Here is a 23,776-nt window from a genome sequence, read left to right as displayed (position 1 = left end):
CTCCTCTTCACTAGGTATGCTCAAATAGCTCTTTATCCTGATTCTACTCTAATAATGTTAGAAAAGACTTTGAAGCAGCTGTAAGAGGAACTCCACGCAGGGTAGCAATTCCTATGTTACGTTCTGGCAAAGGTGGGTCCAGAGGAATCTCGACAAGCTCACCTTTCTTCAATTCTTCGGTTACGTAATCACGAATAACAAAAGCAAGGCCAAAACCGCGTTTCGCAAACTGAACAAGCAAATCCACACTTCCCAGTTCAAATTCAGGTGTAATCGTCAGATGATTAGAAGCTAAAAACTGATCCATATACTTTCTGGTGCTCCCACCCGCTTCTAAGCATAACAACGGATACTGCTGAATGTCTGCAAGCGGCATGGTCTTGTCCGCCAAATGACGAAAACCTTTGCCCCCTACCAGGCAATCTTGAAGCTGAGTACTTTTGCGAAAATCAATCTGTTTATCAGATGTCGGCAAGCTGACGATACCAAAATCAATTTTCCCTTCTTTTAAAAGCGTAAGTGTTTCTGGTGTCGTTCGATTCGTAATATGAATGCGGATATTGGGAAATTGTTCATGAAATTGCTCCAAATAAGGCAACAGATAATATTTGCATAAGGTATCACTTGCTCCGATATGAATCTCGCCGCTGTTCAGATTGTTCATATCTGCGATCGCTCTTTCGCCCATGTCTACATGATGAAAGGCTTGCTCAATAAAGCTAAGCAGTACTTTTCCTTCTGTTGTTAGATCGACCCCGCGAGAAGTGCGAAAAAATAACGGGCCGCCCATTTTCTCTTCCAATTGTTTAATCGTGTGACTTACTGCCGGTTGTGTAATATTGAGTCGTTCTGCCGCAGCAGTTAAACTCCCAGTATTCGCTACCCAATAAAAAGAGCGATACCACTCCAAATTAATGTCCATCCCCACGTCATTACTCCACCTTATAATAGATATAACTTATATCAATTTTTCTAATGATTTAACTAGCATTATACTTAGTCCTGTAGCCAAAAACAAGCTTGGGAGGCGAAAACGCGTGACCGTAATTGCAATTGTAGGAGCAAACTGGGGCGACGAAGGAAAAGGAAAAATGACGGATGTGCTAGCTGCACAATCTTCCTTTGTCGTTCGTTTTCAAGGTGGTAGTAATGCTGGGCATACCATCATAAACCAATATGGAAAATTTTCATTGCATATGCTGCCATCTGGGGTATTTTATCCTTCCGTTACAAACATTATTGGACCCGGAACAGCACTTGATACAGAAGTATTAATAAAAGAATTGAAAGCTTTAACGGATAGAGGTGTGCCAAAGCCTAGATTATTCGTATCCGAACGGGCGCAAATCGTGCTTCCAATCCACCGTTTGTTTGATGAACTAGAAGAGGAACGTCTGGGATCTCAAGGATTCGGTTCAACTAAACGAGGAATCGCACCATTTTACGCAGATAAATATGCAAAGCTAGGCATACAGGTAGCGGATTTATTTGATACCGCCCGACTTGAGAAACGTCTTGAACAATTACTCGCTTCCAAAAATATCTTACTTGAGCATTTATATAAGAAAGCGCCGATCCAAATCTCGGAATTAATGATTCAGCTGCAAGAAGAAGCTGCACAGCTAGTGCCTTATGTAGCCAATACAACAGACTTGCTGCAAGAGGCTTATGCCAAGGGAGAGACTATCTTACTTGAAGGTCAGCTTGGGGCTCTGCGTGATCCTGATCACGGTATTTATCCTTACTCCACCTCCTCTTCAACACTTGCCGGGTTTGCACCTGTCGGTGCCGGTCTTCCTGCAGCAGCTATCACGAATGTCATCGCTGTAACCAAGGCCTATTCCAGTTGTGTCGGCGCTGGACCTTTTGTTACGGAATTAGAAGGGCCCGTTGCGGATGAACTTCGTACAAGAGGTGGCGATGCCGGGGAATTCGGGGCTACGACTGGCCGTCCTAGACGTATGGGCTGGTTTGATGCTGTAGCTACTCGTTACGGTTGCCAAATGCAGGGTGCCACTGAAGTCGTGTTGACTAATCTTGACGTGCTTGGTTATTTGGATGAGATTCCAGTTTGTGTGGCTTATGAGCTTGAAAATGGAGAGATCACCGGCAAGTTCCCGGCTACGAATAAACTGAACTCTGCAAAACCGATATTCACACATTTATCTGGCTGGAACTGCGATATCTCTCAGATCACCGACTTCGAAGATCTGCCAGAACAAGCTAAGCTTTACATTGATTTTATTGAAACCTCTATTGGCACGCGTATTACTACGATTTCCGTGGGTCCTAGACGCGAACAGGTCATTAATCGGATAACGAAATAATCATATACGTACTAAATCTCTGTAGAATTTAAAAGAAGCGCCTCTCTTATTAGAGAAGCGCTTCTTTGTTTTATTCATGAGAAGGGCTGCCTCATACGTAGAAAAATCCACTTTTGAGACAGCCTCTTTTTGTGTACTCTTTTTAAATCAACACGGCATCCACTTTCGTCTGCGGAGCCTTGTCACAGCGTTTACAGACCTTAACGACTGCTCCATCCGTTTTTTTCTTGGGATAAAGCAGCTTAATACGGGTGTTCTGACAGATTGGGCAAGTGCCCCTGCCCCTTGATGGTAAATTCCAAAGTGCATGTCCACGTTTTGACTTTGCCATGAATAAACCCCTCATTTCGGCCAACAATAGTCAACACTTTAATTCTGAAAGTGCTTCTCCAAAATGATATGTCGCAAAGACAGGCTCTATGACTAAAGTAACGCAGAAATTAGGAAGTATTAATTCGTATAAATCATGGAGACAACACCGTTCGTAAAGGTAACATAGTTATAATTACCATACTGCCAGGTCTCCACTTGAATGCCACTACCTGATAGTGTAGATTTACTTATTGGCTTACCCCAACTAAACTCCACTTGCTGCTTGGTCATCCCAGTAGCAACTATGCTCTTTTTAATCTTACTCCAAATCGCATCTGACCACTTATAGGTCTTAAATGGATCCGTTGTTAAGAAATATTCTTTATTTCCTAATGTACGGATCAACTCATCCCCCGACATTGTATAAGAGTTAAGAATTTGCCCCGTTGATAAAACCTTAAATGAAATGGCGAATTCACCTTCATAATCAGGTAGAATATCTACAATAGTGACTTTTTGGAACTTATAATCGGAGTCGAATTGATTGAGCCAATATGTTTTTCCAATGAACTTAACGAGGTTTCCTTGTTCTTCCTTCTTAAAAATCTGCGCAGTTTGTTTCGTATAGGCGAACAACTCTGCTTTGCCGAAGTAGATCTCCATCGTCTGATAATTTCCATCCCAAATTAACTCTGCTGACAGTGCAGTCTTTAAAAGCGTGGCAGGAAAAACTGTAGATCCGTCGATCTTTTGCACTTTACCACTCATTTTGACCTTCGCACCATTCACCATTGCAATATCGCTTCCGAGTTGAAGCTGTATTGGCAAATCACCTAGACGTATGCTAAAGATTTTAGTTGCTGTATTAACTTGGACTGTTGCTCCCAACGTTTGAAAAACCGATTGAACCGGCAAATACATTGTTCCATTAACAAATGCACCTTGATCAATATCATGGTCCGCACTGATCGAAACTTTTATTGTTTTGGAATCTGATCCTGAAATGACCGTTACGTTCGTTTCTCCTACCGCTAAGGCTTTCATTGTGCCATCGGCTTGTTTTTGCAGCAAATAAGGCTTTTCAATTACGACATTTGCTTGAGCTAACGGAACGCGTTCGGAAATGCCATCGGCATCTTTAGCATAGATTTGTACCGGAACATTGTCCCCAACAGTGATTTCGGTAGCATCCATCTGAAAAATCAAATCTTCAACCTGCGGATTGCCTTCATTGTATGATGACGAAACTGAACTGGCACTCCGTAAAATACTACCTTGATCGTAATCGACGTTACGCGTATCTGCCGCCTTCACTGTATGTATTGGACCCAACATAGATACTGCTAACGCTGCAGTGATGCTCCATTTAATAGCTTTCATTTTCCTTACATCCCCCTCTAAATATATAAACCTTAATTACTGTATCACAATTCCACAATTTTACTAGAGAAAAATTTACAGAAATATTTTTTTGTATTTCTAGTGAATTTACTCCGTGATAATTACAGAGTCTTCCATTATAATCATGGATTAGGAGGTATTAACTCATGGAAATAATAGCCGACAGATTGATATTAAGAGATTATACAAGCAATGGGAGATTGGCTGGGTCTTACTGCCGGAATACTGGAAAATGGGCTATGCGACAGAAGCCGTCAAAACACTGATAGGCTACGCCTTTAGCTCTCTTAATGCCCATAGAGTCGTTGCCTATGCCAATGCAGAGAATCTTCAATCTGAAAAAGTTATGATTAGAGCAGGAATGATTAGGGATGGAATCCTCAGAGAGACTAGATTTTGCAATCAACAATGGTGTGACGAACTCATTTACTCTGCTTTGGAAAAGGAGGCTACATTAAATTGACAACAATCAAAGTTTTAAATGAAGGTTATGTAAGATTAGTAGATCATATGGGCTCAGATTTAACGGTTGCTAACGCTGCGCGTGTTTCTTATGCTAAACAATCTTTTGAGCTTAGTGATCGGGATGTCAAACTAATAAAATTCCTTGCCCGTGAAGGACATACCTCTCCTTTCCGCCATGCCATCACTCAATTTGAGGTTTATGCCCCATTAATGGTTGCGAGACAGTGGTGGAAATACGTAGTCGGTTCTGCTCATTACGAAGGTACTGGAGATAGCTTGGAAGCCTGGAACGAATCCAGCCGCAGATACATAACCGAAGAACCCGTTTTTTATCAACCTGCTGCGGGAGAATGGAGATCCAAACCAGAGAATTCCAAACAAGGCAGTGGTGACATCATTGCATGGGAGCTTGGTGAAAAATACACCCGCGAGCTTCAAGAATACACCGAGTTAGGATTATCTAAGTATGAAGCAGCTTTAGCAGATGGTATATGTGCTGAACAAGCAAGACTGTTTCTACCTGCTTATGGATTATTCGTTCGTTGGTACTGGACAGCTTCAGTTCAATCTGTAGCCCATTTTTTAAATCAAAGACTGGAGCATGACGCTCAGAAAGAAATTCAGGAGTATGCAAAAGCAATTTTATCGCTAATTGAGCCACTATTCCCTGTCTCTTTTGATCAGCTGCTGACAACCGGCTCTGTAGATTAATTTATTTCCTTATATAAAAAAGAGCCGCCAAACCCTTGGCGGCTTTTCCCTTTTTACACTACCAACCCTCGTATAACTTCAAACTCGTCCCTACTGACTTCAACGAACCCGAGTGATGTATATAAATTCGTAGCACGTTCGTTCTCGATCCGATGGCCAATAACGATTTTGTCGCAATGGTGTTCTGCTTTAATATAACGAATTAAGGTATCCATACCCGTTCTGCCTAAACCCCTGTTCTGGTATTTCTGGTCAATCATAAAAGCCATAATCCAATAACTTCCGTCCTCAGGATCTACGCTATACACAGAGAAACCTACCAATTCTTCATCTGCGTATAAAGCGAGCGGGGTCATACCACAATAAGCTGCTTCTGCTAACCAATAGACCACTGGTACAGGAAAAATAGCCTTTTGCTCATCCGATACTTCTAATTGAGTACAAGCGTACCAGTTTTTTTCAGTGATATCCTTCAGCACTATATGTGCTTGAAAGCCGGTTCGTAATCGGTCACAAACTCTTTCTAATTTCAGTTTAAGCTGTTTCGCCCAATCCGGGAAAATAGAATCATCCGTATTCTCCATACACCGAAGTAATCTAGCAAAACTGTATAAGTCTGCAAATCTTTGAAATTCAGGTATCAACTTCATATACTCATCATCTAGCTGCTTAACCGATCTATATCCATTAATAAAATGGTCAATGTTTCTTCTACTCTCATTATCATCCGATTCCGTCAGGTCTCTTAACGCCGATGTAATATCCATCGCAAACCAGTGATACATAGAGTCATCAAAATCGATGGCACTGTAGCGGGATTCTTCTTGCATATAAAAGATATTATCCATCTCAAAATCATAATGTACGAGCCCAGTATGCCCTACTCCAAAAGGAAGCTCTGATAGCCAAGCTTCAATCCGCTCATATTCCTTAAGCGCCTTATGCTCCTCAGGATGCCTGCTCAATACGGAATAAATAAAATTCAATGAATCGACCCAGCTTTTGCGATAAGGTGTGCTCGGTGCATAGGTTTCCGAAAAATTATGCAGACGTGCAAGCGATTGGCCCCATTGATAAAAATGAGGTTCCTTCATCTCATCAAGTGAAACATATTCACCCTGGGCCTGTTCAAAAACTACCCCGTGGTATCGCCCGTGATCCGTTAACAACGTTTCAATCCAATTGCCAGACTTAGAACGCACTGGAGAGACAGTCTCATAACCTTGTTCTAATAAATACATCATAAAATCCAGCTCTGCCTGGATATTGTCTGGAGAATTATCCTCTTCATGAGTAAACCTTAAATAAAAGCGGTTACCATTCCACTGAAAGGTATAAATAAAATTGCTGCTGGCCCTTACCATCTTTAAGGTTCCAGGCTCATGATTCCAATACTTAATCATCTCTTTAGCAGGAAGATCGTTCTCCGTTCCCCGCACCATGTTCATTAAAGTCATCATTGTCCGATAGTGCCTCCTGCTTCATGACGGATTTGATTTTGGGTTCCCCCATTAACATTATCGGTAAATTATTCTATTAAATCAAGGGAATTTGATAGGCAGAGCTTTTGCTCTCCCACCATATCTATAGCATTATAAAAAAACACTTTTCTAATTAGGACTATATAATTCACTGTGCCGGAGCAAATCCCCGACCAAGCGACTCATCGTCCTCTACCCAGTCATATTTAAGAATAAGCGGAGCAGGTACAATAGTCTCCAGTTGCTCTACACTCTCCCGCACATCATCATCAAAGTATCCTATAGCAAGTACAAGGGAAGAGATCAAGTTAGACAAAGATCTGGCGCTTTCACCAATCGTTTCCCAGTTGAATTTCTCCCCCAGTACTGTTGTCCAACCTTGGGACTGCCCGATGGAGATTTGCAAATGAAGTTCCCATTTAGGCTCCATCTTAGCCGTCCAATAGGAGGACAGGACGTAAATCACTTCATCATTTGCCAAAATCACCGAATGAATGGAACCTTTGATTGCGGTCTCTGCTAAATGCACTCCTTTTTGGAAAAAAATATCAACAACGGAGTAGCTTTCAATCGAGTTATCCATTAAGCGACTTTGAATAACGTTGCCGCATCGGCCGAGAATTGGCTGAGTTATTGCAAAACCTTTAGTTTCCGCTTTCCATAGCTGTTCACCGTCTCGCGTTAAACAAATGAATTCCCCGCCGGTCAAATTTACGTATAAATTACCGTCTGCGCCCAGGGAAGGGCTGGTGTCAACGTAACTTTCCTCCGGTTGGTATATCCATTTCACTTCGCCATCCGGAGCAATGGCATATAACTGGCTAGAAAGACACCCATACATAACCCCATCCTGATCTATGACAGGGGGACGGTGCCCTTCTCCTTGACCCATCCGTTTCTCCCACAACAACTCTCCATCAGGACTAAAAGCATAAAGCTTGGAATTCACATTTTGACCAACATATATGATTCCTTCACGGGAAATAACCGGATCGCACCAAAATATGGACGAGCACCTGTAAACCCATCTTATGGTTCCATCCGCATCAAAAGCATAGAGTCTCCCAATAATTTGTAACTCATCTTCATATGTACACAGGTAAATATACCCTTCGCTGTTTACCACCGGCCTGCCATACGGTACACCATCCACTGCAGTCTTCCAATTTATCCGGCCATTTTCGTCAACCGAAATGAGCTGATTATCTCGAATGCTATTGGTCGCAACTAAAATGGAGGCTGGGCTGATCAGCAGGGGAGACATAAGGGATGCCTTAGTCTCCAATAGCAGCTCCACAGTGTCAGATTCAAAGCAAACCCGAAACAGTTTGCCGTATTAATGATTAAGCTCTAAATCACCCTGCCCCACAGCCAAAACGGCTCTCCCTTGTTCATTCACTGTAAACGAGCTTAATCCATATGAAAAATCCGGCCGCCCCGAGTCAACAACTCGCTTCAAAACTGAAAGCGATGTTGGAGCTCTGAATCGGGATTGTCTGGTCCAATTCGCCTCAATGGGATGAATGGCTAATGGACGATAGCTGCCTTGTTGAAAACCGCCTATTCCTTCGTTGTTATTATAATCGACCATAATTTTCCCATCCTTTGTTATATAAGTTAAGGGATACAAACTGGAAAATTTGTATCCCTTAAGCCTAATTAAAATCTTAGCTAGGCTGGTTTGGTCAAACAAGTTATCCGAGCCGGACCAGTTAAGGTCGAATTTCCCCGAGTCTTTGGACACATTGAATTCGTCGTAGCGATATCGTGTGATATGCTCACATTAATGAATCATCATCATAAATTCAACGTAAAAAGCGAAAAACTGCTTCCCATAACATGGATTAGATGTGTTGATGGTTGAACGAAAGGTTTATTCGGCAGTGGGTACTGGGGCGGGCTATAACTAATAAAAGAAACCACATGGAGTATTATTCACATGTGGTTCTAACTAGATTATTTAAAAATTTAACCAACCCCAAAACACTAATCAATCTTCAATGGCTCAATTACACCGGATCTCAGGGGAATCTGAGAAATAGAATAAATGTATTCTATACAGTTATTTCGTAGGCGAATGCAATCATTTTGACTTTAGTTGCATTTTCTACAACTAAAAACACGAGAAGCCACCACTAAGGCTGTAAATCAAGAAAATAGCTGTACAAAATACACTTATACCCATCGGCTGGAGGGATTCGAGAAATATAGTTGTACGATGTACAATTAAACTCGCTTCTACGTATTGCTCCCCGTGATTTTCTATACAGATAGATGGTGAATAGCCCCTTATAACTCTGCTCTCTTTACTTTATCGGGACTATACTCCCACATCTGCAGCCCCGCACCGATCATTCCACATAAATTACCATAATAGGCTGCTTCAATACGAACATTTTCCAGCATCGATGGCATTACTCTGCCCTTTACTTCCCTTCTAATGCCTTCAAACAAAAGTTCGCCTGCTTCAGCAACTCCACCGCCAATGACGATGACTTTAGGGTTAAAAATATGGATTAATGAAGCAATCGCGGATCCGAGCGCAGCAATCGTGTCTTCCATTAACGCTGTAGCCAGAGAGTCACCTGCCCGCCATCTCGCTATCACTTCCCGTGAGTCTACGTTCTCTGGGGACTGGTTATGTAATAAAAGCTTGTCGCGCATGCGACGTGCGATACTTGTGCCTGAAGCATACTGCTCCAAGCAGCCTGTTCCACCACAAATGCATGCAGGCCCTTTGAAATCTACAGACATATGGCCTAACTCTCCAGCCCCACCCCAAGAACCGTGGACAAGATGGCCGTCTACGACTATCGCTCCACCCACGCCCGTACCAAGGGCAAGACAGATAAAGTCTTTTACCTCTTTGCCTGAGCCTAAATATTTCTCTGTTAATGCTAATACATTCACGTCATTATCAACGATTACCGGAAGATGAAACTGTGTCTGAAGCAAATCCTTCAAAGCTGTGCCAGCATAGCCAGGGATAAGCTCCGAAGCGGAACGGACACGTCCCGCCTCCCAATCCATTTGCCCTGCTGATCCTACGCCAATTCCTTGGAGTTGAATTCCCGTTTGTTGTGCTGTTATTTCATCCATTAATGTCCGAATAGCTAGTATAATGCGATCCATTGTTTTCGTCTGTCCAGCCAATGTGCTTAGGCTTACAGTATGTAAAACGTCCCCTTGTGAAGAGACGAGTCCGGCATTAATTTTCGTGCCGCCAATATCTACTCCGATCGCATATTCTATATGAGGATCATACCCTTCCATCGCGGACTCACCTCCGTCAGTCATTGAAATCGCTCACGGCCTTAACATATCTCGAAGTGATCAATTGTGGCCTAGTAATTGCACTTCCTACAACAACATAGGATGCCCCCGCATTCTTAGCTTTTGCTGCGTCTTCCGGTGTCCATATCCGTCCTTCCGCAACAACAGGAATGTTCACTGATTTGCTTAATTGTTGAATTAAGACAAGGTCCGGTCCTTCCTGCTGTGTACTGTATGGGGTGTAGCCTGAAAGCGTGGTACCAATGAAATCCACATCTAATTTCTCAGCGGCAAGCCCTTCCTCAAATGTCGAAATATCCGCCATAACCAGCACACCTCTCAGATGTGCATATTCTATTAATGGCTTTACTGACTCTAAGCGTTCTTCCCGATTCGTTACATCAAGCGCAACAATCTCTGCTTTTGCAGAAACAATCGCCTTCACTTCATCTAAGGTTGGTGTTATAAATATGGCTGATCCGGGAATATCCCGTTTAATAAGTCCAATGACCGGTACATTTACTTCTTTTTTGATAGCTACAATATCTGGAACACCATTTGTCCGGATTCCTATAGCTCCTGATTGAACCGCTGCTCTTGCCATTTTAGCCATTGTATCCCCACCATGAAGCGGCTCATGCTCAAGTGCCTGACAGGAAACAATCAGACCTTTCACCGGAAAGATATCACTTATTCGAGTCATTATTAACCCTATCCCTTCGCTTCAAGAATATAATCTAATATTCTATTGTTCAGAGCTTCCACCCGCTCCTGATCGGAATCCTTAATCGGTAAAAGCGGCATTCTTGGCTGACCTGTTTCAAATCCGCGCACACTAAGGATCGCTTTACACGCACCATATAATGAAGGAAAGGATAGCAATTCAACAATGAGATCATTGATGATAAACTGCCATTTCTGCGCCTCAGCCATCTCTCCTTGCACATAACATTGTTCCACTTTTAGGAATAACTCGGGCATCACCCCATAAGTTCCACCAATCCCGCCATCTGCCCCAATACTGCGGCCCGCCAAATACTGCTCATCTGGTCCATTTAAGACTAGAAAATTCTTCCCGCCTGCGGCTTTAAATTGCTGAAGCTCAAACGTGCTCTCCGCCGAAATTTTCACCCCGATTACTTTATCCTGAGCTGCCATCTTAATCAGCAAGCTTTTCGATAATTGAAAGCCTGTAGTTTGCGGGATGTGATAGATAATAAATGGAAGCGCCGTACTATCAATAATCGCCTGCCAATGACTTTCAACACTGTCCGGTGAAAGACGATAATAGATCGCTGGAACAGCCGATACGGCATGTGCGCCAACTTTCTCAGCATGGATAGCTAGTTCAACACTGTCTCTTGTAGATGGGGCACCCACGTGAGCAATGATTGTAAGCTCTTTTCCAACCTCTGCTATAACTGCCTCGAGCATTTGTTTGCGTTCTTCTACAGATTGCAGCATACCTTCGCCAGAGCTTCCGCCAACATAAAGACCTTTTACTCCCGTAGAAGCATACTGACGAGCTAATTTTCGGGCTCCTTCTTTATCGATTTCCCCCTCAGCATCATAACTGGAGTACATAGCAATAATAATGCCTTTAAAGGATTCAAGATCATATGATTTCATAAATTACAGCCTCCATCGTTTAATTCATTACTATTAATTTTCGTTGTTATAAGAATAATTAGCCTTTTACAGCCCCCATAGTAATCCCTTGAGTAAAGGCTTTTTGGAACATTAGAAAAATTGCAATCATAGGAATAGAGGCTAACGCAGCACCCGCCATAAGCAGTCCATAATTTGTTGTGAATTCACCCCGAAGAGTCGCTACCCCAAGTGGTAATGTCATCATTGAAGTCGATCTGGTCATGATCAGCTGACTGAAATAATCATTCCAAGAAGTGATGAAGGTAAAGATTGCCAGTGCCCCTATTGCAGGCTTTAACAAAGGTAAAATGATGGTTCCGAACAAACGAATCTCAGAGCTGCCATCTATTTTGGCTGCTTCAATTAATTCTCCTGGAATCGTCTGCGCGAACTGCTTCATTAGGAAGACTCCAAATGGCCAGCCAATCGCTGGTAAAATAAGCCCTTTATACGTGTTGACCCACCCAAAATCTGCAAGCATCGTAAACAGCGGGACAAGAATAACTTGCTTAGGCAATGCCATAGCGGCAACAAACATCGTAAAGATAATCCCTCGGCCAGGAAAAGACTTTTTGGCTAGCACATATCCAGCACAGGAAGAAACGATACAAATCGCTGCCATTTCACAAAAAGCAATGATGAAACTGTTAAACATCCAGCGCTCAACGGGATTCTTAAATAACTCGGTCCAGTTTTGCAGAGTCGGCTTAGCCGGAAACCATTCCGGGGGGATCGTTGTTGCCACAGTCTGAAGCTTAAATGCCCCTGAAACCACCCAATAAAAAGGGAAGATAAAAAACAACGTTGCTAGAATCAACAGGAAGGTCGCTAATATTTTTGGAATCGTCAATTCTTTTTTCCATTTGCTTACTTTCTTAGATTGGCCAATAGGTGCTGTCAGTTCTAACGGATTCGTAGAATTCATGATGTCCCCTCCTTAATACTCAACATCACTGCCAAAGTATTTGAATTGAATGATAGAAATGATCCCGATCACAATCGCAAGGATGACACCCATCGCCGAGGCATATCCAAAATGACCGAGCATAAAGGCTTGTTCGTAAACGCCATACATAACAGTCGATGTGCTATACACAGGTCCACCCGAGGTGAGCAACTGAATTAGCGCAAAACATTGAAAGGTGTTGATCGTGGTAATCACGATAATATATAAGTTCGTTGGCATTAGCATTGGCCATAATATTTTCCGGAAAATCTGCCAAGGCGTCGCTCGATCAATCTCAGCTGCTTCTATGTAAGAAGTAGGAATGTTCCCAATAGATGCCACATATAAAATGATCGGCTGCCCAACAGAGGTCGTTATCAGAACCACGATAATTGCAAGCAGTGCAGTCCTCGTATCTCCTAACCAGGATATAGGCTCCATTCCCAAAAAGCTGGTCAAATAATTTAGAATCCCATAGTTCGGATGATAAATCCAGCCCCAAACGACTGTGATGCTTACAACCGAGGATACAGCCGGCAAATAGAACACTCCACGGAAAAACGATCTGGCAAACTCTTTTTTCTTATAAATATTCATAGAGATAAATAACGAGAAAATAATAACGATGGGTACAGTGATGAGTACAAGCAATAATGTATTTCCCATCGACTTCCTGAAGTTATCATCTTTTATTAAGGAGATATAATTATCGAGGCCAATAAAGCTGAAATCTCTCAAGGAGTAATCAAAGAAACTAATATAGACCCCTTTCACCATCGGATAAGCCACAAAAAGCAGGAAAAACCCAAATGCCGGCACTAAAAAGAGATAACTCATCATCCAGTCACGAATCACATAACCTTTTATTTTGCGAACCGTTGTCCCCACAGTCCTTCCCCATTTCTTCGATGATTTAAAAAGAAAAGAGTGCTTCCCGCACTCTATTCTTTTGGACACCATTCACTTTTTTTATTTCATTGCAGCCTTTGCTTTCGTAATCGCTTCGTTTGCTTTTGCAGCAAAGCTGTCCAAAGCTTCTTTACCGGTTGCTCCTCCAGTTAAAGCACGTTGTAATTCAGGGAACCAGAAAGTACGAATATCAGCATATCCATCGGCAATGGTAGGTGCATCTGTTGTGAATTTACGAGCATACTCAGCGTATTTGTACTCTGCATCATCATAGAGGCCTGTAATCGAATTACGAACAGACAGACCACCTGTTTGAATCAAGTTTTTCTTCCCCCATACAGGATCATTAGCAATAAAATCAATCAGCTTCTTAGAAGCTGCAATCTTAGCTTCATCACCATTATTGAATACCGCCATACCGCCGAGGTAAGGTTCAAGCTTAGGTTCCGATCCATCTAAAGTTGGGAATGGAAGCAGAACATCTTCGAATTCAACCATTTTTTTAGATACGTTCTGAGCTTTAAGTACTGCAGAATAGTTGAGTGTAAAGGCTAATTTTCCTTGTAAAAATAAGTCGTTCACGTCAGCAGCCGCAAGGGAAGCCGCACCAGAAACGCTAAGTTTATCTTTTGTAGCTTGAACGATCCAATCCAACGCTTTCGCAGCATTATCAGTATTGATCGCGACTGTGGAATTATCTTCATTTAGAAATCTGGATACACCTAAGTTAGCAAGATATGCACGAGTTCCTTGATCTCCAGCCTGGCTCTTCGCGAAGAATCCGGTAGGAATAACATCAGGTGCTTTTTCTTTAACAGCTTCCAGCGCTTTCTTATATTCTTCAAACGTCCAAGTTCGGTCTTCCTTATCCAGAGGAAGCAAATCTAGCGCGCCAATCTTCTCAAAAACGGTCTTGTTTACCGCCATCATAAAAGGAGCTGTATTGATCGGATACATAAAGATCTCTTCGCCAACACTAGACTGTTTCCAAAAGGCTTCCGAAATATCATTTTTCACTTCATCGGTCACCATATCATTAAGAGGTGCTAATAAGTCCTTTTTACCCCAGTCAATAATCCGTCCAGGAGCATCATAAATTACATCAGGTGCGGTATTCGAAGCAATTGCCACATTCAGTTTTTCAGGGCCGCCTTCAAAGGTGATCATCTCAAGGTTGACTTTAATTTCCGGATTCTTCTCATTAAAAGCTGCAATGATTTCCTTCTCATATTTGCCAACTTCACCATCTAAAGCTTGAAAGCTCGGAAAATTCCACCATGTTATTTCTACTGGTTTAGCAGCAGTCTCAGTGGCCGCGGGCTCACTCTTATCAGTATTATTACTTGGTTCATTGGCGGAATTCGCTGTATTCGTATTTCCGCATGCAACTAACTGTGTACCTAAAAGTGCGACACCAACAATGCTCATTAGCCCTTTTTTCATTGCTCTCATGTGCTACCCCCTATTATTTTTGTGGAATAGAATGCTTTCTCATTCCTTGCGCTAATCATAAATCAATTATAAATTCAGGAGAATCCCACTCCTTTTACATTTAGGGTCGTATTCTGACCTATACCTTCTTTCAGCCCCTCTTCAATGTTATAATACATTACATATTTCACCTATAATTATTTTAATTTTTAGCTTATAACTTACATTTGATGATATCGTTGTTGAAAAATCCACTATAAATCTAGTCTTCCGGAGGGATTTCATGTACAAGCTTATGATTGTAGAGGATGAACCGTTAATACGGACGGGATTAAAACATTACTTTTCGTGGCAGGAGCTTGGTGTTCAGAGTATTGTTGAAGCGGAGAATGGAAAAGAAGGCGTCGCTACCGCACTACGTGAGCAGCCAGATTTAGTGATCACTGATATTCGCATGCCCGAAATGGATGGTCTTCAGATGATAGAAGAGCTTCGCCAATTCCTTCCTGATACTTTGTTTATTATTTTGACAGGATTTAATGATTTCGAATACGCTCAACGAGCCATCAAACTTGGGAGTGTGCATGCTTTTTTACTCAAACCTCTGGAATATGAAGAAAGCCTAACCGTGATTCAAGAATGCATGAACAAGCTGCAACTTAAACAACAAGAACAAAGGAAACGTTCTACTCTGGAAGGCTCACAACTTATAAAGCTACTACTCGAAGAAGAACAACCTGCAATTGACACTAATTTAATCGCTGAATTATGTAGTTTCAAAAGTAAACATTATCTGTATCTCCCTTTTGTTTTGGCAGGTTTCCCTATCAGAGAAACACCTTCACCATCCACAAGGTGGATGCGAGAACAGGCGACTAAGTTCATACATCTTGCAACGGAGGCCTATCTCCCGGCAAGTCTGCCACGATCTATTTTTACATATGCTGCTAAATCCAAACTATACGGGCTAATAGTCATGGGATCACAGACTGCAACGAGCATTGTCCCTTTTGAGACCCAAGTACTTACTGAACTCGATCAGCATTTGAACAAGCTTACGTTAGAACATCATCTTGCCCTTTATCTTGCCATAGGTACAGTGACGAACGAACTGTCTCTAATCACTTCATTACTTCACGAGTCTGAAAAGCTGTTATATCAACGCTTCTATCAGAATGAACAGAATATATTCCATATCTCTTCCATAAAGGCAGGCGCCACAGCTACTAAACCAATGCTTATCCAACTAGATGACAACGATAAGAAACGAATAATCTCCTGCATCGAAAACGCCAATAAACAAGAGATTCTACAATTAATGCAACGATTGGCACAAGATATTTTGCATAAAACAGATGGCCATTCACCTGATCTATGGCTTGCATATGTACAAGAAATCATAAGTGTCATTATCCGCTTCGCTAATAAAAACCACATTCATAGGGATGGTGTGTACAGCGATAAACTATTAAACCTTACTTTTGTTGAGGATTTTCACTCCCTTGAGGTCATGTTCGAGTGGCTGGGGAATTGGATGGTTCATCTGGGGAACATATATACCGAAGGTCTGACGGATAACCATCAGCAGGATGTGATTATCTTTGAACATATTAAATCCTTCATTAGAGCTAATATTGATCAAGATATTACTCTACAAATGGTAGCGGATCGCTTCTTCTATAACCCTTCTTATTTAAGCCGTCTGTTCAAAAGAAAACTCGATAAGAACTATATGCGATTTGTAACCGAAATCCGTATGGAATACGCGCAGGAATGCTTAAAAAAACCGGAAATTCTAGTGACCGATGTCTGCACAATGTGTGGTTACAAGAGCTATAAGCATTTCGTTAAAACGTTCCGGCTCTTCACCAACATGACCCCATCAGACTATAGAAAACAATCGGGGTGGTAAGCAAAATGATGCAAATAAACCAGCCAAAAAAACGTTATCGGATGCGGCATGTCAATCGGCAGATTTTTGTGCTGATGATCCTGACCATTACTATTCCTTTGCTGATTATATCCGCGATTATCTATATTTTTTCAAATCAAGCCGTCAAAAATGAATATCAAAGCAGCTCTAATCTCATCCTTAATAATCTTTCTTTCAACATCGACCAGTATCTGCAAAGTATTGAAAAAGGGACCCTTAACGCCCAAGTAGATAGTCAATTACAAACCGCTCTCGAGCATTGGACTATCAACAAAGATAATATCGGGAATGATCTAAGTATTCAGTATGGAAACACGATTGAACAGTTCATCAGCGGGATTGAAATGACGATTAAAAATGTCGACAGTGTGCAGATTTTCGCGGGGTCACGTGTATTCTACTCCGCCAATTTCAATCGTGCGGATTATGATGTGAAGGACTACACCCAAGAGGATTGGTATTTACAGACGCAGCAAAAAAAGGGGGGCGTAATCCTGTTTGGAAGTCATCTCCCCTTCTATCGCACCAATTCCAAACAATCCGTCATCTCCATTGCCAGAGTCATTAATAAAAAAGGAAGCAAGCAGCCCTTAGGTGTCATGTTAATCGATATCCGGCTGGATTCATTACGGGAAATCTTAAAGCTGTCCGAGAATAGCAAGCGGAAATTTATTATTTTAGACGATAAGGGGGGCAACGTTTACAGCTCAGATTCATTGGAGACGAGTCCTTTAGAGCCAGTCCCTATCGACAAACAGGCGCTTAACACTTTTATGAACAATGACGCCGGGAGCTTATATGGTACTTTTGATGACAAGGATTCGTACATTAATTTTGTTACCTCTCCTTACTCCAACTGGAAGGTCATTCAATATATTGATGAAAAAGAGATGACTAAGCAGGCTTCTTTTCTTGGCAAAATCATTTTAACCTTGGCGCTCTTATCGCTTGTCACTGCACTCTTATTTATGTATATCCTCTCGGAACGCGTAACCAAACCTATTATTCTGTTAAGCCGGAAGGTGAAGCTGGTGGGGATGGGGAATTTCGATGTGGATTTGTACAGTAATCGTCAAGATGAATTTGGGGTTCTATATAATGGAATTCGTAAGATGGTTAAAGATTTGCAAAACTATATTGAGCGATCTTCGATGGCCAAGGCCCAACAAAAAGTAGCCCAATATGGTGCACTCAAAAGCCAAATCAATCCGCATTTTCTGGCAAATGTCCTTGAATCTATTCAAATGAAAGCCATCATCAATGGGCAGAGAGAGATTGGCGAAATGGTAGGGATCGTCGGCAGATTGTTTCGGATTCATATCCAGACTGGGAAAATCACCGTTACCCTGCGCGAAGAACTTGAGCATGTCCGGCTATATGTGAAGATTCAGCAGTTGCGTTTTGGGGATAAATTACAGTACATGGAGCAGCTAGATCCGCAATGCGAGATCGTTAAGGTCATGCACTTCTCCTTGCAGCCCATCGTAGAGAATGCTATCGTACACGGCCTAGAAAGCCGTAGTGAACCAGGTCTGCTTGAGGTATCCTCGGTGATATCGGGGGAGGATATGCTGATTATCGTTAAAGATAACGGCATTGGCATCGAGGAAGAGAAACTTAAGCAGCTGCGTTTCCGTCTCTCTCAACCCTCAGATACCTTAGATGAAGAACATATTGGCATTAAAAATGTTCATGATCGCATTCAATTTCATTTTGGCGAAAAATATGGAATTGAAATTTCCAGTTACGTAGGTGAAGGAACGACAGTGATCATCCGACTTCCCGCGTAATCCTAAACATTTTGCTCAGTAATGCCTAATTCAGGATCAAAGGTGAGCATTTTCGTCGCTATTTTATCAATAAAAAACCGATCATGACTAACTGTTACTACAGCGCCAGGAAAATGAATCAACGCCTGCTCCATCACCTGAATACTGGTTAAATCCAAATGGTTAGTGGGCTCATCTAAAATAATGACAGCAGCTCCGGAGAGAAGGCATTTCGCTAAAGCCACTCTGGCCTGCTGTCCACCTGAAAGGCTGCCAATCGTTTTACTCAGATCCATTTCCGAGAATTGCAGCATCGCTAGAAATTTATTCACCTTTTTCCGCGGTGCGTCCAGTCCCAGTCCATAAACATTTACGGCATGGCTGACGGTATCTTTATGATCCAGCTCATCCCACATCTGATTAAAGTACGCATAACCGACCCCGCGTTCCCAAGTCACTTCCCCCGATTCCGGTGCTTCTTGTCCAGTCAGTACTTTGATTAGTGTCGATTTTCCGCTGCCGTTCGGACCTACGATAGCTATCCGGTCTTCCTTTTGAATATCGAAGCTAATGTTCTGGAAAATGGAGCGGCCATCATAACTTTGTCCAATCCGCTTCACTTCCCCCAGCTTGTCAGGAAAACGTAAATTACTATAAATATCAGTGATTAATACGTTAACTGGATGAGGTTCCACTCGTTTTTTCATATCCGTTAGCTTACGGGATAGACGATCCTTAGAAGACTTCTTACTACCACGGTTTTCAATGGCCTCGGACTCCATAAGGAGAAGTTCTTCTTCCCACTCAAATTGCCGATCGAGCACTTTTTTACGCATCTTCTTTTTACGAACGTAATCGGTATAATTGCCTTCATATTCCTGAAAATGATAGTTCTCGATTTCTATCGTCCGCGTGACCACTCTGTCAATAAATTGCCGATCATGAGAAACCAGAAGCATCGCCCCATTGAAACGGTGCAGCCACTGCTCCAACCATACGATCCCTTCCATATCCAAAAAATTAGTAGGCTCATCGAGCAATACAACATCGGGCGCTTCAATTAAGACTTTAGCCAGTGCCGCGCGGTTCCTCCAGCCTCCGGATAACTCCTCTACAGGTTGATGCCGCGATCTCTCATCGAATCCTAATTTAGTCAGCACCGTATTGATTTCCACAGATACATTCCAGCCATCCAAATGCTCCATTTGTTCAAAAAGCTCAGCTTGGCGCTCTAAAAGTGCATTCATCTGGACATCATCCGACACCTGCCCAAGCTGTTCTCCTATTTGGTTAAGCTCCTGTTCAATGCGTGCTACCTCTTCGAAGCAAAGTTCTAACTCTTGTTGTACAGACAAAGACCCGGAAAGCTCCGAAAATTGAGAGAAGTAGCTGATCTTCACATTGGGATCTAATTCTACTTTTCCTGCCGTTGGCTCCTCTTTTCCCATGATTAGCTTAAAAACAGTAGATTTACCTGCTCCATTTCGTCCGATTAAGCCAATACGTTCGCCCTTGCTCACACGAAAATAAATATCTCGAAAGATCAATGTATTCTCATATTTCTTAGTTACGTTCTCCATTCGGATTACGCTCAAGTCTATCACTCCTAGTTCGTATAGATCAGAATTCATCGTTGAATACCCAAAAAGCTATTATAGCACTAATTAAAAAAAGGACTTTATAATCATATTATTACTTATATTTATTTCCGATATATGTATTTATATTAATATAAATTTATAAATACATAAGGAGGATTACAATGAGTTTGCTAAAATCATTCAAGAAAAATGCTAGTGTTATTATGTGCATTACCCTGCTCTTTTCTCTTTTTATTGTGTATCCGGCAAGTGCTTCTACCTTCTTCCAAGACCGTTTTGAAGAGGGCGATAATCTATGGACATCCACTAGTGGGAATTGGACTATTGTTGAGGACGAAGGCAACAGCGTATATTACCAGTCTGCCACAAAAGAAGGACGTACTTCTGCAGGTGATCCAGCCTGGAGCGATTACACTGTGGAAGCGGATGTAAAAGTAGTTGATTTTAATGGCTCAAACAGAACTTATATTGCGGGCAGATACATAGATGGAAATAATTTTTATGCAGCTTCTTTGTATAATAATAATGATGGCATGCTGGAAATCAGAAAGAAGGTTTCTGGATCTACTACAACTTTGACCAGCAAACCTTACGCTCTGCAAACAGGAGTTTGGTATAATGTAAAACTCGAAATGAGCGGAAATACCATCAACATGTATGTAAATGATACGCTGGAGCTCTCAGCTTCCGATTCCAAATTAAAAAAAGGTGCAGCAGGGCTCGTTACCTTTAAGACAATTACGATGTTCGACAACGTGACCGTTTCTGATACCATTGGCACTACGCCGACACCAACACCAACACCTACTGCTACGCCATTACCTACTGCTTCACCGACACCGACTGTTACACCAACACCAACTGCTATACCGACTCCGACTGCTTCACCAACGCCTACTGCTTCACCAACACCAACTGCCACGCCGATACCGACTGCTTCACCAACACCAACTGCTACGCCGATACCGACTGCTTCACCAACACCAACTGCTACGCCGATACCGACTGCTTCACCAACACCAACTGCTATGCCGACACCGACTTCTTCACCAACGCCTACTGCTACGCCATTACCGACTGCTTCACCAACGTCTACTGCTATACCGACACCGACTGCTTCACCAACGTCGACACCGGTTCAGGTTAGTGAATATGATTTGGCTGGGTTTGCCACAGGAACAACAGGTGGTGGAAATATCCAAGAAACCAGTCCACTCTATAAAAAGGTATATACCGCAGAAGATCTTGCCACTGCACTGAGAAAAGGATCCAAAATAAAGGTTATTGAAATTATGAACGACTTGGATCTGGGATGGAATGAAATTTCTGATGCAGCAAAGATCTCCCCATTTAGCGCTCATAACAATGCTTTAACACATCCCGTATTAATAGAGACTGGTGTCAGCAAAGTGTCTATAGACAACTTCGACGGTTTGACCATTTTCTCTGCTAAGGGTGCAACCATTAAACATGCCGCTTTTACCTTTAAAAGAAGCTCTAACGTCATCATCCGCAACCTTGAATTTGATGAGCTGTGGGAATGGGATGAAGCAACCAAAGGAAATTACGATAAAAACGACTGGGACTACATCACCATTGAGAACAGCAACAACATATGGATCGACCACTGCACCTTCAATAAATCTTATGACGGAGTTGTCGATGTTAAAAAAGGCAGCAACGGCGTCACCATTTCATGGTCATCCTTCTTAGGGGATGATAGAAACGCAAACAGCTGGGTTACTCAGCAAATTAATGCTATGGAAGCCAACAAGGCCGCCTATCCCATGTACGCTTATTTAAGAAGCAGCTCAGTTGGCCTAAGTAAAGACGACATCATTGCGATTGCCGCTAGTCAAAAAAAGGGCCACTTAATAGGCGCAACAGAGTTTGCAGCTGATAATGCGCTTCTTTCTGTAACGCTCCATCACAACTACTATAAAGATATACAAGACCGCATGCCCCGCCTTCGTAGTGGTAATGCGCATGCCTATAACATTGTAATGGACAACGAAGATACTAGATTGGCTAAAAAACGTCTAACTTCCGCTATGGAAAAAGCGATCTCAAGCAAGGGGTATCATTTCGGGGTTACAAGTAACGGAGCCATCTCTACAGAAGGAGGAGCTGTATTACTTGAAAGGTCTGTAATCATTGATGTAGTGTATCCTCTTCGCAACAATCAAGCGGATGCAAGTAATAGCAAATATACGGGTGCAATCGCAGCTTTAGATACGATCTATTCACTAGATGGAGCAACGTTCAGAGGAGACAGTACATCTAAGAACAGCCCTCTCTCCCCTGTACCCGCTGCCGTTAAAGCATTTGCATGGAACGGATTCACAACACTACCTTATAGCTACACTTCAGATGACCCAGCTAGTCTAAAATCTAGACTTACCGCTGTTGACGGCTCAGGGGCAGGCAAATTGTCCTGGTCAAACGAGGAATGGTTGAAAACAAATTACAGCAACTAACTCGACTAACTAATTACTGAACACATACTCCCATAACTACAACGAGAAAAGTTACTGACTTAGTAGTTGCCACACTAGCGTCACCTTTGCACCAAATTAGTGCCATATTAGTGCTACTAGCGCCATATTAACGCCATATTAGCACCACATTAGCACCACTTTTGTACCGCCGAAATTGCTCAGACGCTCAGACAGTAATTTTACAGTTTAGAGTGTACTATTTACGAGGTCAGACGACGATTTTAGTTTACAGTGCAGTATTTACGAGGTCAGACGACGATTTTACAGTTTATAGTGCAGTATTTACGAGGTCAGATGGTTCGGACTCAGCAGCCCTTATTTCGAAGAATCCGGGCATTTCGCAGTGCTATCGGACTCAGATGCAGCTATTCATCCAATATGCTCAATTTTGGTGTGGATTTAGACCAATAAGAGCTATGCAGTCCGAAAACTCAGCAAAATGGTCAAAAAAGCCAAAATAGTTGCAATACAGTCCGTTAGGAGTGTTACGCGCGTGAGGAACATGAGGTGCATGAGAAACCTGAGGAGCATGAGAAACCTGAGGAGCGTTATTAACTTAGTTGCCACATTAGCAACTCTTTTGTACCGCACTAATGCCACTTTTGTTCTGCCGAAATAGCTAAGACGCTCAGACGGTGATTTACAGTTTAAAGTGCAGTATTTACGAGGTCAGATGGCGAGTTTACAGTGCAGTATTTACGAGGCAGATGGTTCGGACACAGGAGCCCTTATTTCGAAGAATCCGGGCATTTCGCAGTGCTATCGGACTCAGATGCAGCTATTCAACCCAATATGCTCAATTTTGGTGTGGATTTAGACCAATAAGAGCTATGCAGTCCGAAAACTAAGCAAATTGGTCCAAAAAGCGAAAATAGCTGCAATATGGTCCGTTAGGAGTGTTACGCGCGTGAGGAACATGAGAAACCTGAGAAACGTGAGGAGCCTGTGAAACGTGAGAAGCGTGAGAAACATGAGGTGCCTGAGGAACATGAGAAACGTGAGGAACATGAGAAGCCTGAGGAACATTAAGCGCCTATAGACCCCGTGAGGAGCATTATGCACATACAGT

18 protein-coding genes are annotated in these 23,776 nt (G+C 42.3%); 5 read left to right on the top strand and 13 right to left on the bottom strand.

From position 1 onward, the window contains the following. Window positions 1–43: 43 nt before the first annotated feature. Window positions 44–922, bottom strand: coding sequence for a LysR family transcriptional regulator (locus tag MHI32_RS13000; RefSeq protein WP_076126224.1), 879 nt, complete (start codon window positions 920–922; stop codon window positions 44–46). A gap of 115 nt (window positions 923–1,037) precedes the next feature. Here MHI32_RS13000 and MHI32_RS12995 point away from each other — a divergent pair, with 115 nt between their 5' ends. Then, the gene (locus MHI32_RS12995) at window positions 1,038–2,327 is read left to right on the top strand and encodes an adenylosuccinate synthase (RefSeq protein WP_076126019.1); all 1,290 of its coding nucleotides are present in this window, start codon (window positions 1,038–1,040) and stop codon (window positions 2,325–2,327) included. 142 nt (window positions 2,328–2,469) lie between these two features. Here MHI32_RS12995 and MHI32_RS12990 read toward each other — a convergent pair whose 3' ends face one another. Together MHI32_RS12990 and MHI32_RS12985 are read right to left on the bottom strand one after the other, a co-directional pair. Further along, window positions 2,470–2,658 (bottom strand): hypothetical protein, encoded by a 189-nt coding sequence (locus tag MHI32_RS12990; protein WP_036686376.1) that lies wholly within the window; start codon window positions 2,656–2,658, stop codon window positions 2,470–2,472. Between the two features lie 119 nt (window positions 2,659–2,777). After that, a complete protein-coding gene (locus tag MHI32_RS12985; protein WP_076126017.1) occupies window positions 2,778–4,019 on the bottom strand; it encodes a stalk domain-containing protein in 1,242 nt (413 codons plus the stop codon). Between the two features lie 480 nt (window positions 4,020–4,499). Here MHI32_RS12985 and thyX point away from each other — a divergent pair, with 480 nt between their 5' ends. Then, window positions 4,500–5,216: an FAD-dependent thymidylate synthase gene (gene thyX, locus MHI32_RS12980; protein WP_076126014.1), complete on the top strand. Its 717-nt coding sequence runs from the start codon at window positions 4,500–4,502 to the stop codon at window positions 5,214–5,216. A gap of 53 nt (window positions 5,217–5,269) precedes the next feature. On the opposite strand, the gene MHI32_RS12975 is transcribed toward thyX, so the two are convergent. From MHI32_RS12975 to MHI32_RS12935, 9 genes are all read right to left on the bottom strand, one after another. Continuing rightward, on the bottom strand, window positions 5,270–6,676 hold the full coding sequence (locus MHI32_RS12975) for a GNAT family N-acetyltransferase (protein ID WP_081391841.1): 1,407 nt from the start codon (window positions 6,674–6,676) through the stop codon (window positions 5,270–5,272). Between the two features lie 169 nt (window positions 6,677–6,845). Continuing rightward, window positions 6,846–7,982 carry a PQQ-binding-like beta-propeller repeat protein gene (locus MHI32_RS12970; protein WP_143762374.1) on the bottom strand — a complete coding sequence of 379 codons (1,137 nt, stop codon included), beginning with the start codon at window positions 7,980–7,982 and terminating at the stop codon, window positions 6,846–6,848. 51 nt (window positions 7,983–8,033) lie between these two features. Further along, window positions 8,034–8,288, bottom strand: coding sequence for a hypothetical protein (locus tag MHI32_RS12965; RefSeq protein ID WP_076126010.1), 255 nt, complete (start codon window positions 8,286–8,288; stop codon window positions 8,034–8,036). Window positions 8,289–8,986: 698 nt separating this feature from the next. After that, a complete protein-coding gene (locus MHI32_RS12960; protein WP_340012482.1) occupies window positions 8,987–9,970 on the bottom strand; it encodes an ROK family protein in 984 nt (327 codons plus the stop codon). Window positions 9,971–9,986: 16 nt separating this feature from the next. Beyond that, entirely contained in the window at window positions 9,987–10,673 is a 687-nt protein-coding gene (locus tag MHI32_RS12955) for an N-acetylmannosamine-6-phosphate 2-epimerase (RefSeq protein WP_340012480.1), read from the bottom strand. 8 nt (window positions 10,674–10,681) lie between these two features. Beyond that, entirely contained in the window at window positions 10,682–11,599 is a 918-nt protein-coding gene (locus tag MHI32_RS12950) for a dihydrodipicolinate synthase family protein (protein WP_340012479.1), read from the bottom strand. Between the two features lie 58 nt (window positions 11,600–11,657). Next, complete coding sequence (locus MHI32_RS12945; protein ID WP_052096997.1) at window positions 11,658–12,545, bottom strand: carbohydrate ABC transporter permease; 888 nt, start codon at window positions 12,543–12,545, stop codon at window positions 11,658–11,660. Between the two features lie 12 nt (window positions 12,546–12,557). Further along, entirely contained in the window at window positions 12,558–13,406 is an 849-nt protein-coding gene (locus tag MHI32_RS12940) for a sugar ABC transporter permease (protein WP_052097471.1), read from the bottom strand. 129 nt (window positions 13,407–13,535) lie between these two features. Beyond that, window positions 13,536–14,927, bottom strand: a complete 1,392-nt coding sequence (locus MHI32_RS12935) for an extracellular solute-binding protein (protein ID WP_340012478.1) — start codon at window positions 14,925–14,927, stop codon at window positions 13,536–13,538. Window positions 14,928–15,189: 262 nt separating this feature from the next. Between MHI32_RS12935 and MHI32_RS12930 the strand changes: the two genes are divergently transcribed. Together MHI32_RS12930 and MHI32_RS12925 are read left to right on the top strand one after the other, a co-directional pair. After that, complete coding sequence (locus MHI32_RS12930; RefSeq protein WP_076183512.1) at window positions 15,190–16,818, top strand: response regulator; 1,629 nt, start codon at window positions 15,190–15,192, stop codon at window positions 16,816–16,818. A 5-nt stretch (window positions 16,819–16,823) separates the two neighbouring features. Beyond that, complete coding sequence (locus MHI32_RS12925) at window positions 16,824–18,629, top strand: sensor histidine kinase (RefSeq protein WP_076279099.1); 1,806 nt, start codon at window positions 16,824–16,826, stop codon at window positions 18,627–18,629. Between the two features lie 2 nt (window positions 18,630–18,631). Here the strand turns inward: MHI32_RS12925 and MHI32_RS12920 are convergent, their stop codons facing one another. Then, window positions 18,632–20,203: an ABC-F family ATP-binding cassette domain-containing protein gene (locus MHI32_RS12920; RefSeq protein ID WP_076126001.1), complete on the bottom strand. Its 1,572-nt coding sequence runs from the start codon at window positions 20,201–20,203 to the stop codon at window positions 18,632–18,634. Window positions 20,204–20,370: 167 nt separating this feature from the next. Here MHI32_RS12920 and MHI32_RS12915 point away from each other — a divergent pair, with 167 nt between their 5' ends. After that, entirely contained in the window at window positions 20,371–22,686 is a 2,316-nt protein-coding gene (locus MHI32_RS12915; RefSeq protein WP_340012476.1) for a hypothetical protein, read from the top strand. Window positions 22,687–23,776: the final 1,090 nt, after the last annotated feature.

It is taken from the genome of Paenibacillus sp. FSL H7-0690 (genome assembly GCF_037980415.1).
Classification (GTDB): Bacteria; Bacillota; Bacilli; order Paenibacillales; family Paenibacillaceae; genus Paenibacillus_AQ; species Paenibacillus_AQ odorifer.
Note: the sequence above shows the minus strand (reverse complement) of the source record. Positions and strands in the feature narration are given on the sequence as shown.

What these genes read in the sequence shown, in the direction of transcription:
- MHI32_RS12940 (WP_052097471.1), bottom strand. Translation starts at nt 13,406, where the DNA reads ATGATGAGTTATCTCTTTTTAGTGCCGGCATTTGGGTTTTTCCTGCTT.
- MHI32_RS12925 (WP_076279099.1), top strand. Translation starts at nt 16,824, where the DNA reads ATGATGCAAATAAACCAGCCAAAAAAACGTTATCGGATGCGGCATGTC.
- MHI32_RS12935 (WP_340012478.1), bottom strand. Translation starts at nt 14,927, where the DNA reads ATGAGAGCAATGAAAAAAGGGCTAATGAGCATTGTTGGTGTCGCACTT.
- MHI32_RS12915 (WP_340012476.1), top strand. Translation starts at nt 20,371, where the DNA reads ATGAGTTTGCTAAAATCATTCAAGAAAAATGCTAGTGTTATTATGTGC.
- MHI32_RS12960 (WP_340012482.1), bottom strand. Translation starts at nt 9,970, where the DNA reads ATGGAAGGGTATGATCCTCATATAGAATATGCGATCGGAGTAGATATT.
- MHI32_RS12985 (WP_076126017.1), bottom strand. Translation starts at nt 4,019, where the DNA reads ATGAAAGCTATTAAATGGAGCATCACTGCAGCGTTAGCAGTATCTATG.
- MHI32_RS12945 (WP_052096997.1), bottom strand. Translation starts at nt 12,545, where the DNA reads ATGAATTCTACGAATCCGTTAGAACTGACAGCACCTATTGGCCAATCT.
- MHI32_RS12955 (WP_340012480.1), bottom strand. Translation starts at nt 10,673, where the DNA reads ATGACTCGAATAAGTGATATCTTTCCGGTGAAAGGTCTGATTGTTTCC.
- MHI32_RS12965 (WP_076126010.1), bottom strand. Translation starts at nt 8,288, where the DNA reads ATGGTCGATTATAATAACAACGAAGGAATAGGCGGTTTTCAACAAGGC.
- MHI32_RS12990 (WP_036686376.1), bottom strand. Translation starts at nt 2,658, where the DNA reads ATGGCAAAGTCAAAACGTGGACATGCACTTTGGAATTTACCATCAAGG.
- MHI32_RS12930 (WP_076183512.1), top strand. Translation starts at nt 15,190, where the DNA reads ATGTACAAGCTTATGATTGTAGAGGATGAACCGTTAATACGGACGGGA.
- MHI32_RS13000 (WP_076126224.1), bottom strand. Translation starts at nt 922, where the DNA reads ATGGACATTAATTTGGAGTGGTATCGCTCTTTTTATTGGGTAGCGAAT.
- MHI32_RS12975 (WP_081391841.1), bottom strand. Translation starts at nt 6,676, where the DNA reads ATGATGACTTTAATGAACATGGTGCGGGGAACGGAGAACGATCTTCCT.
- MHI32_RS12950 (WP_340012479.1), bottom strand. Translation starts at nt 11,599, where the DNA reads ATGAAATCATATGATCTTGAATCCTTTAAAGGCATTATTATTGCTATG.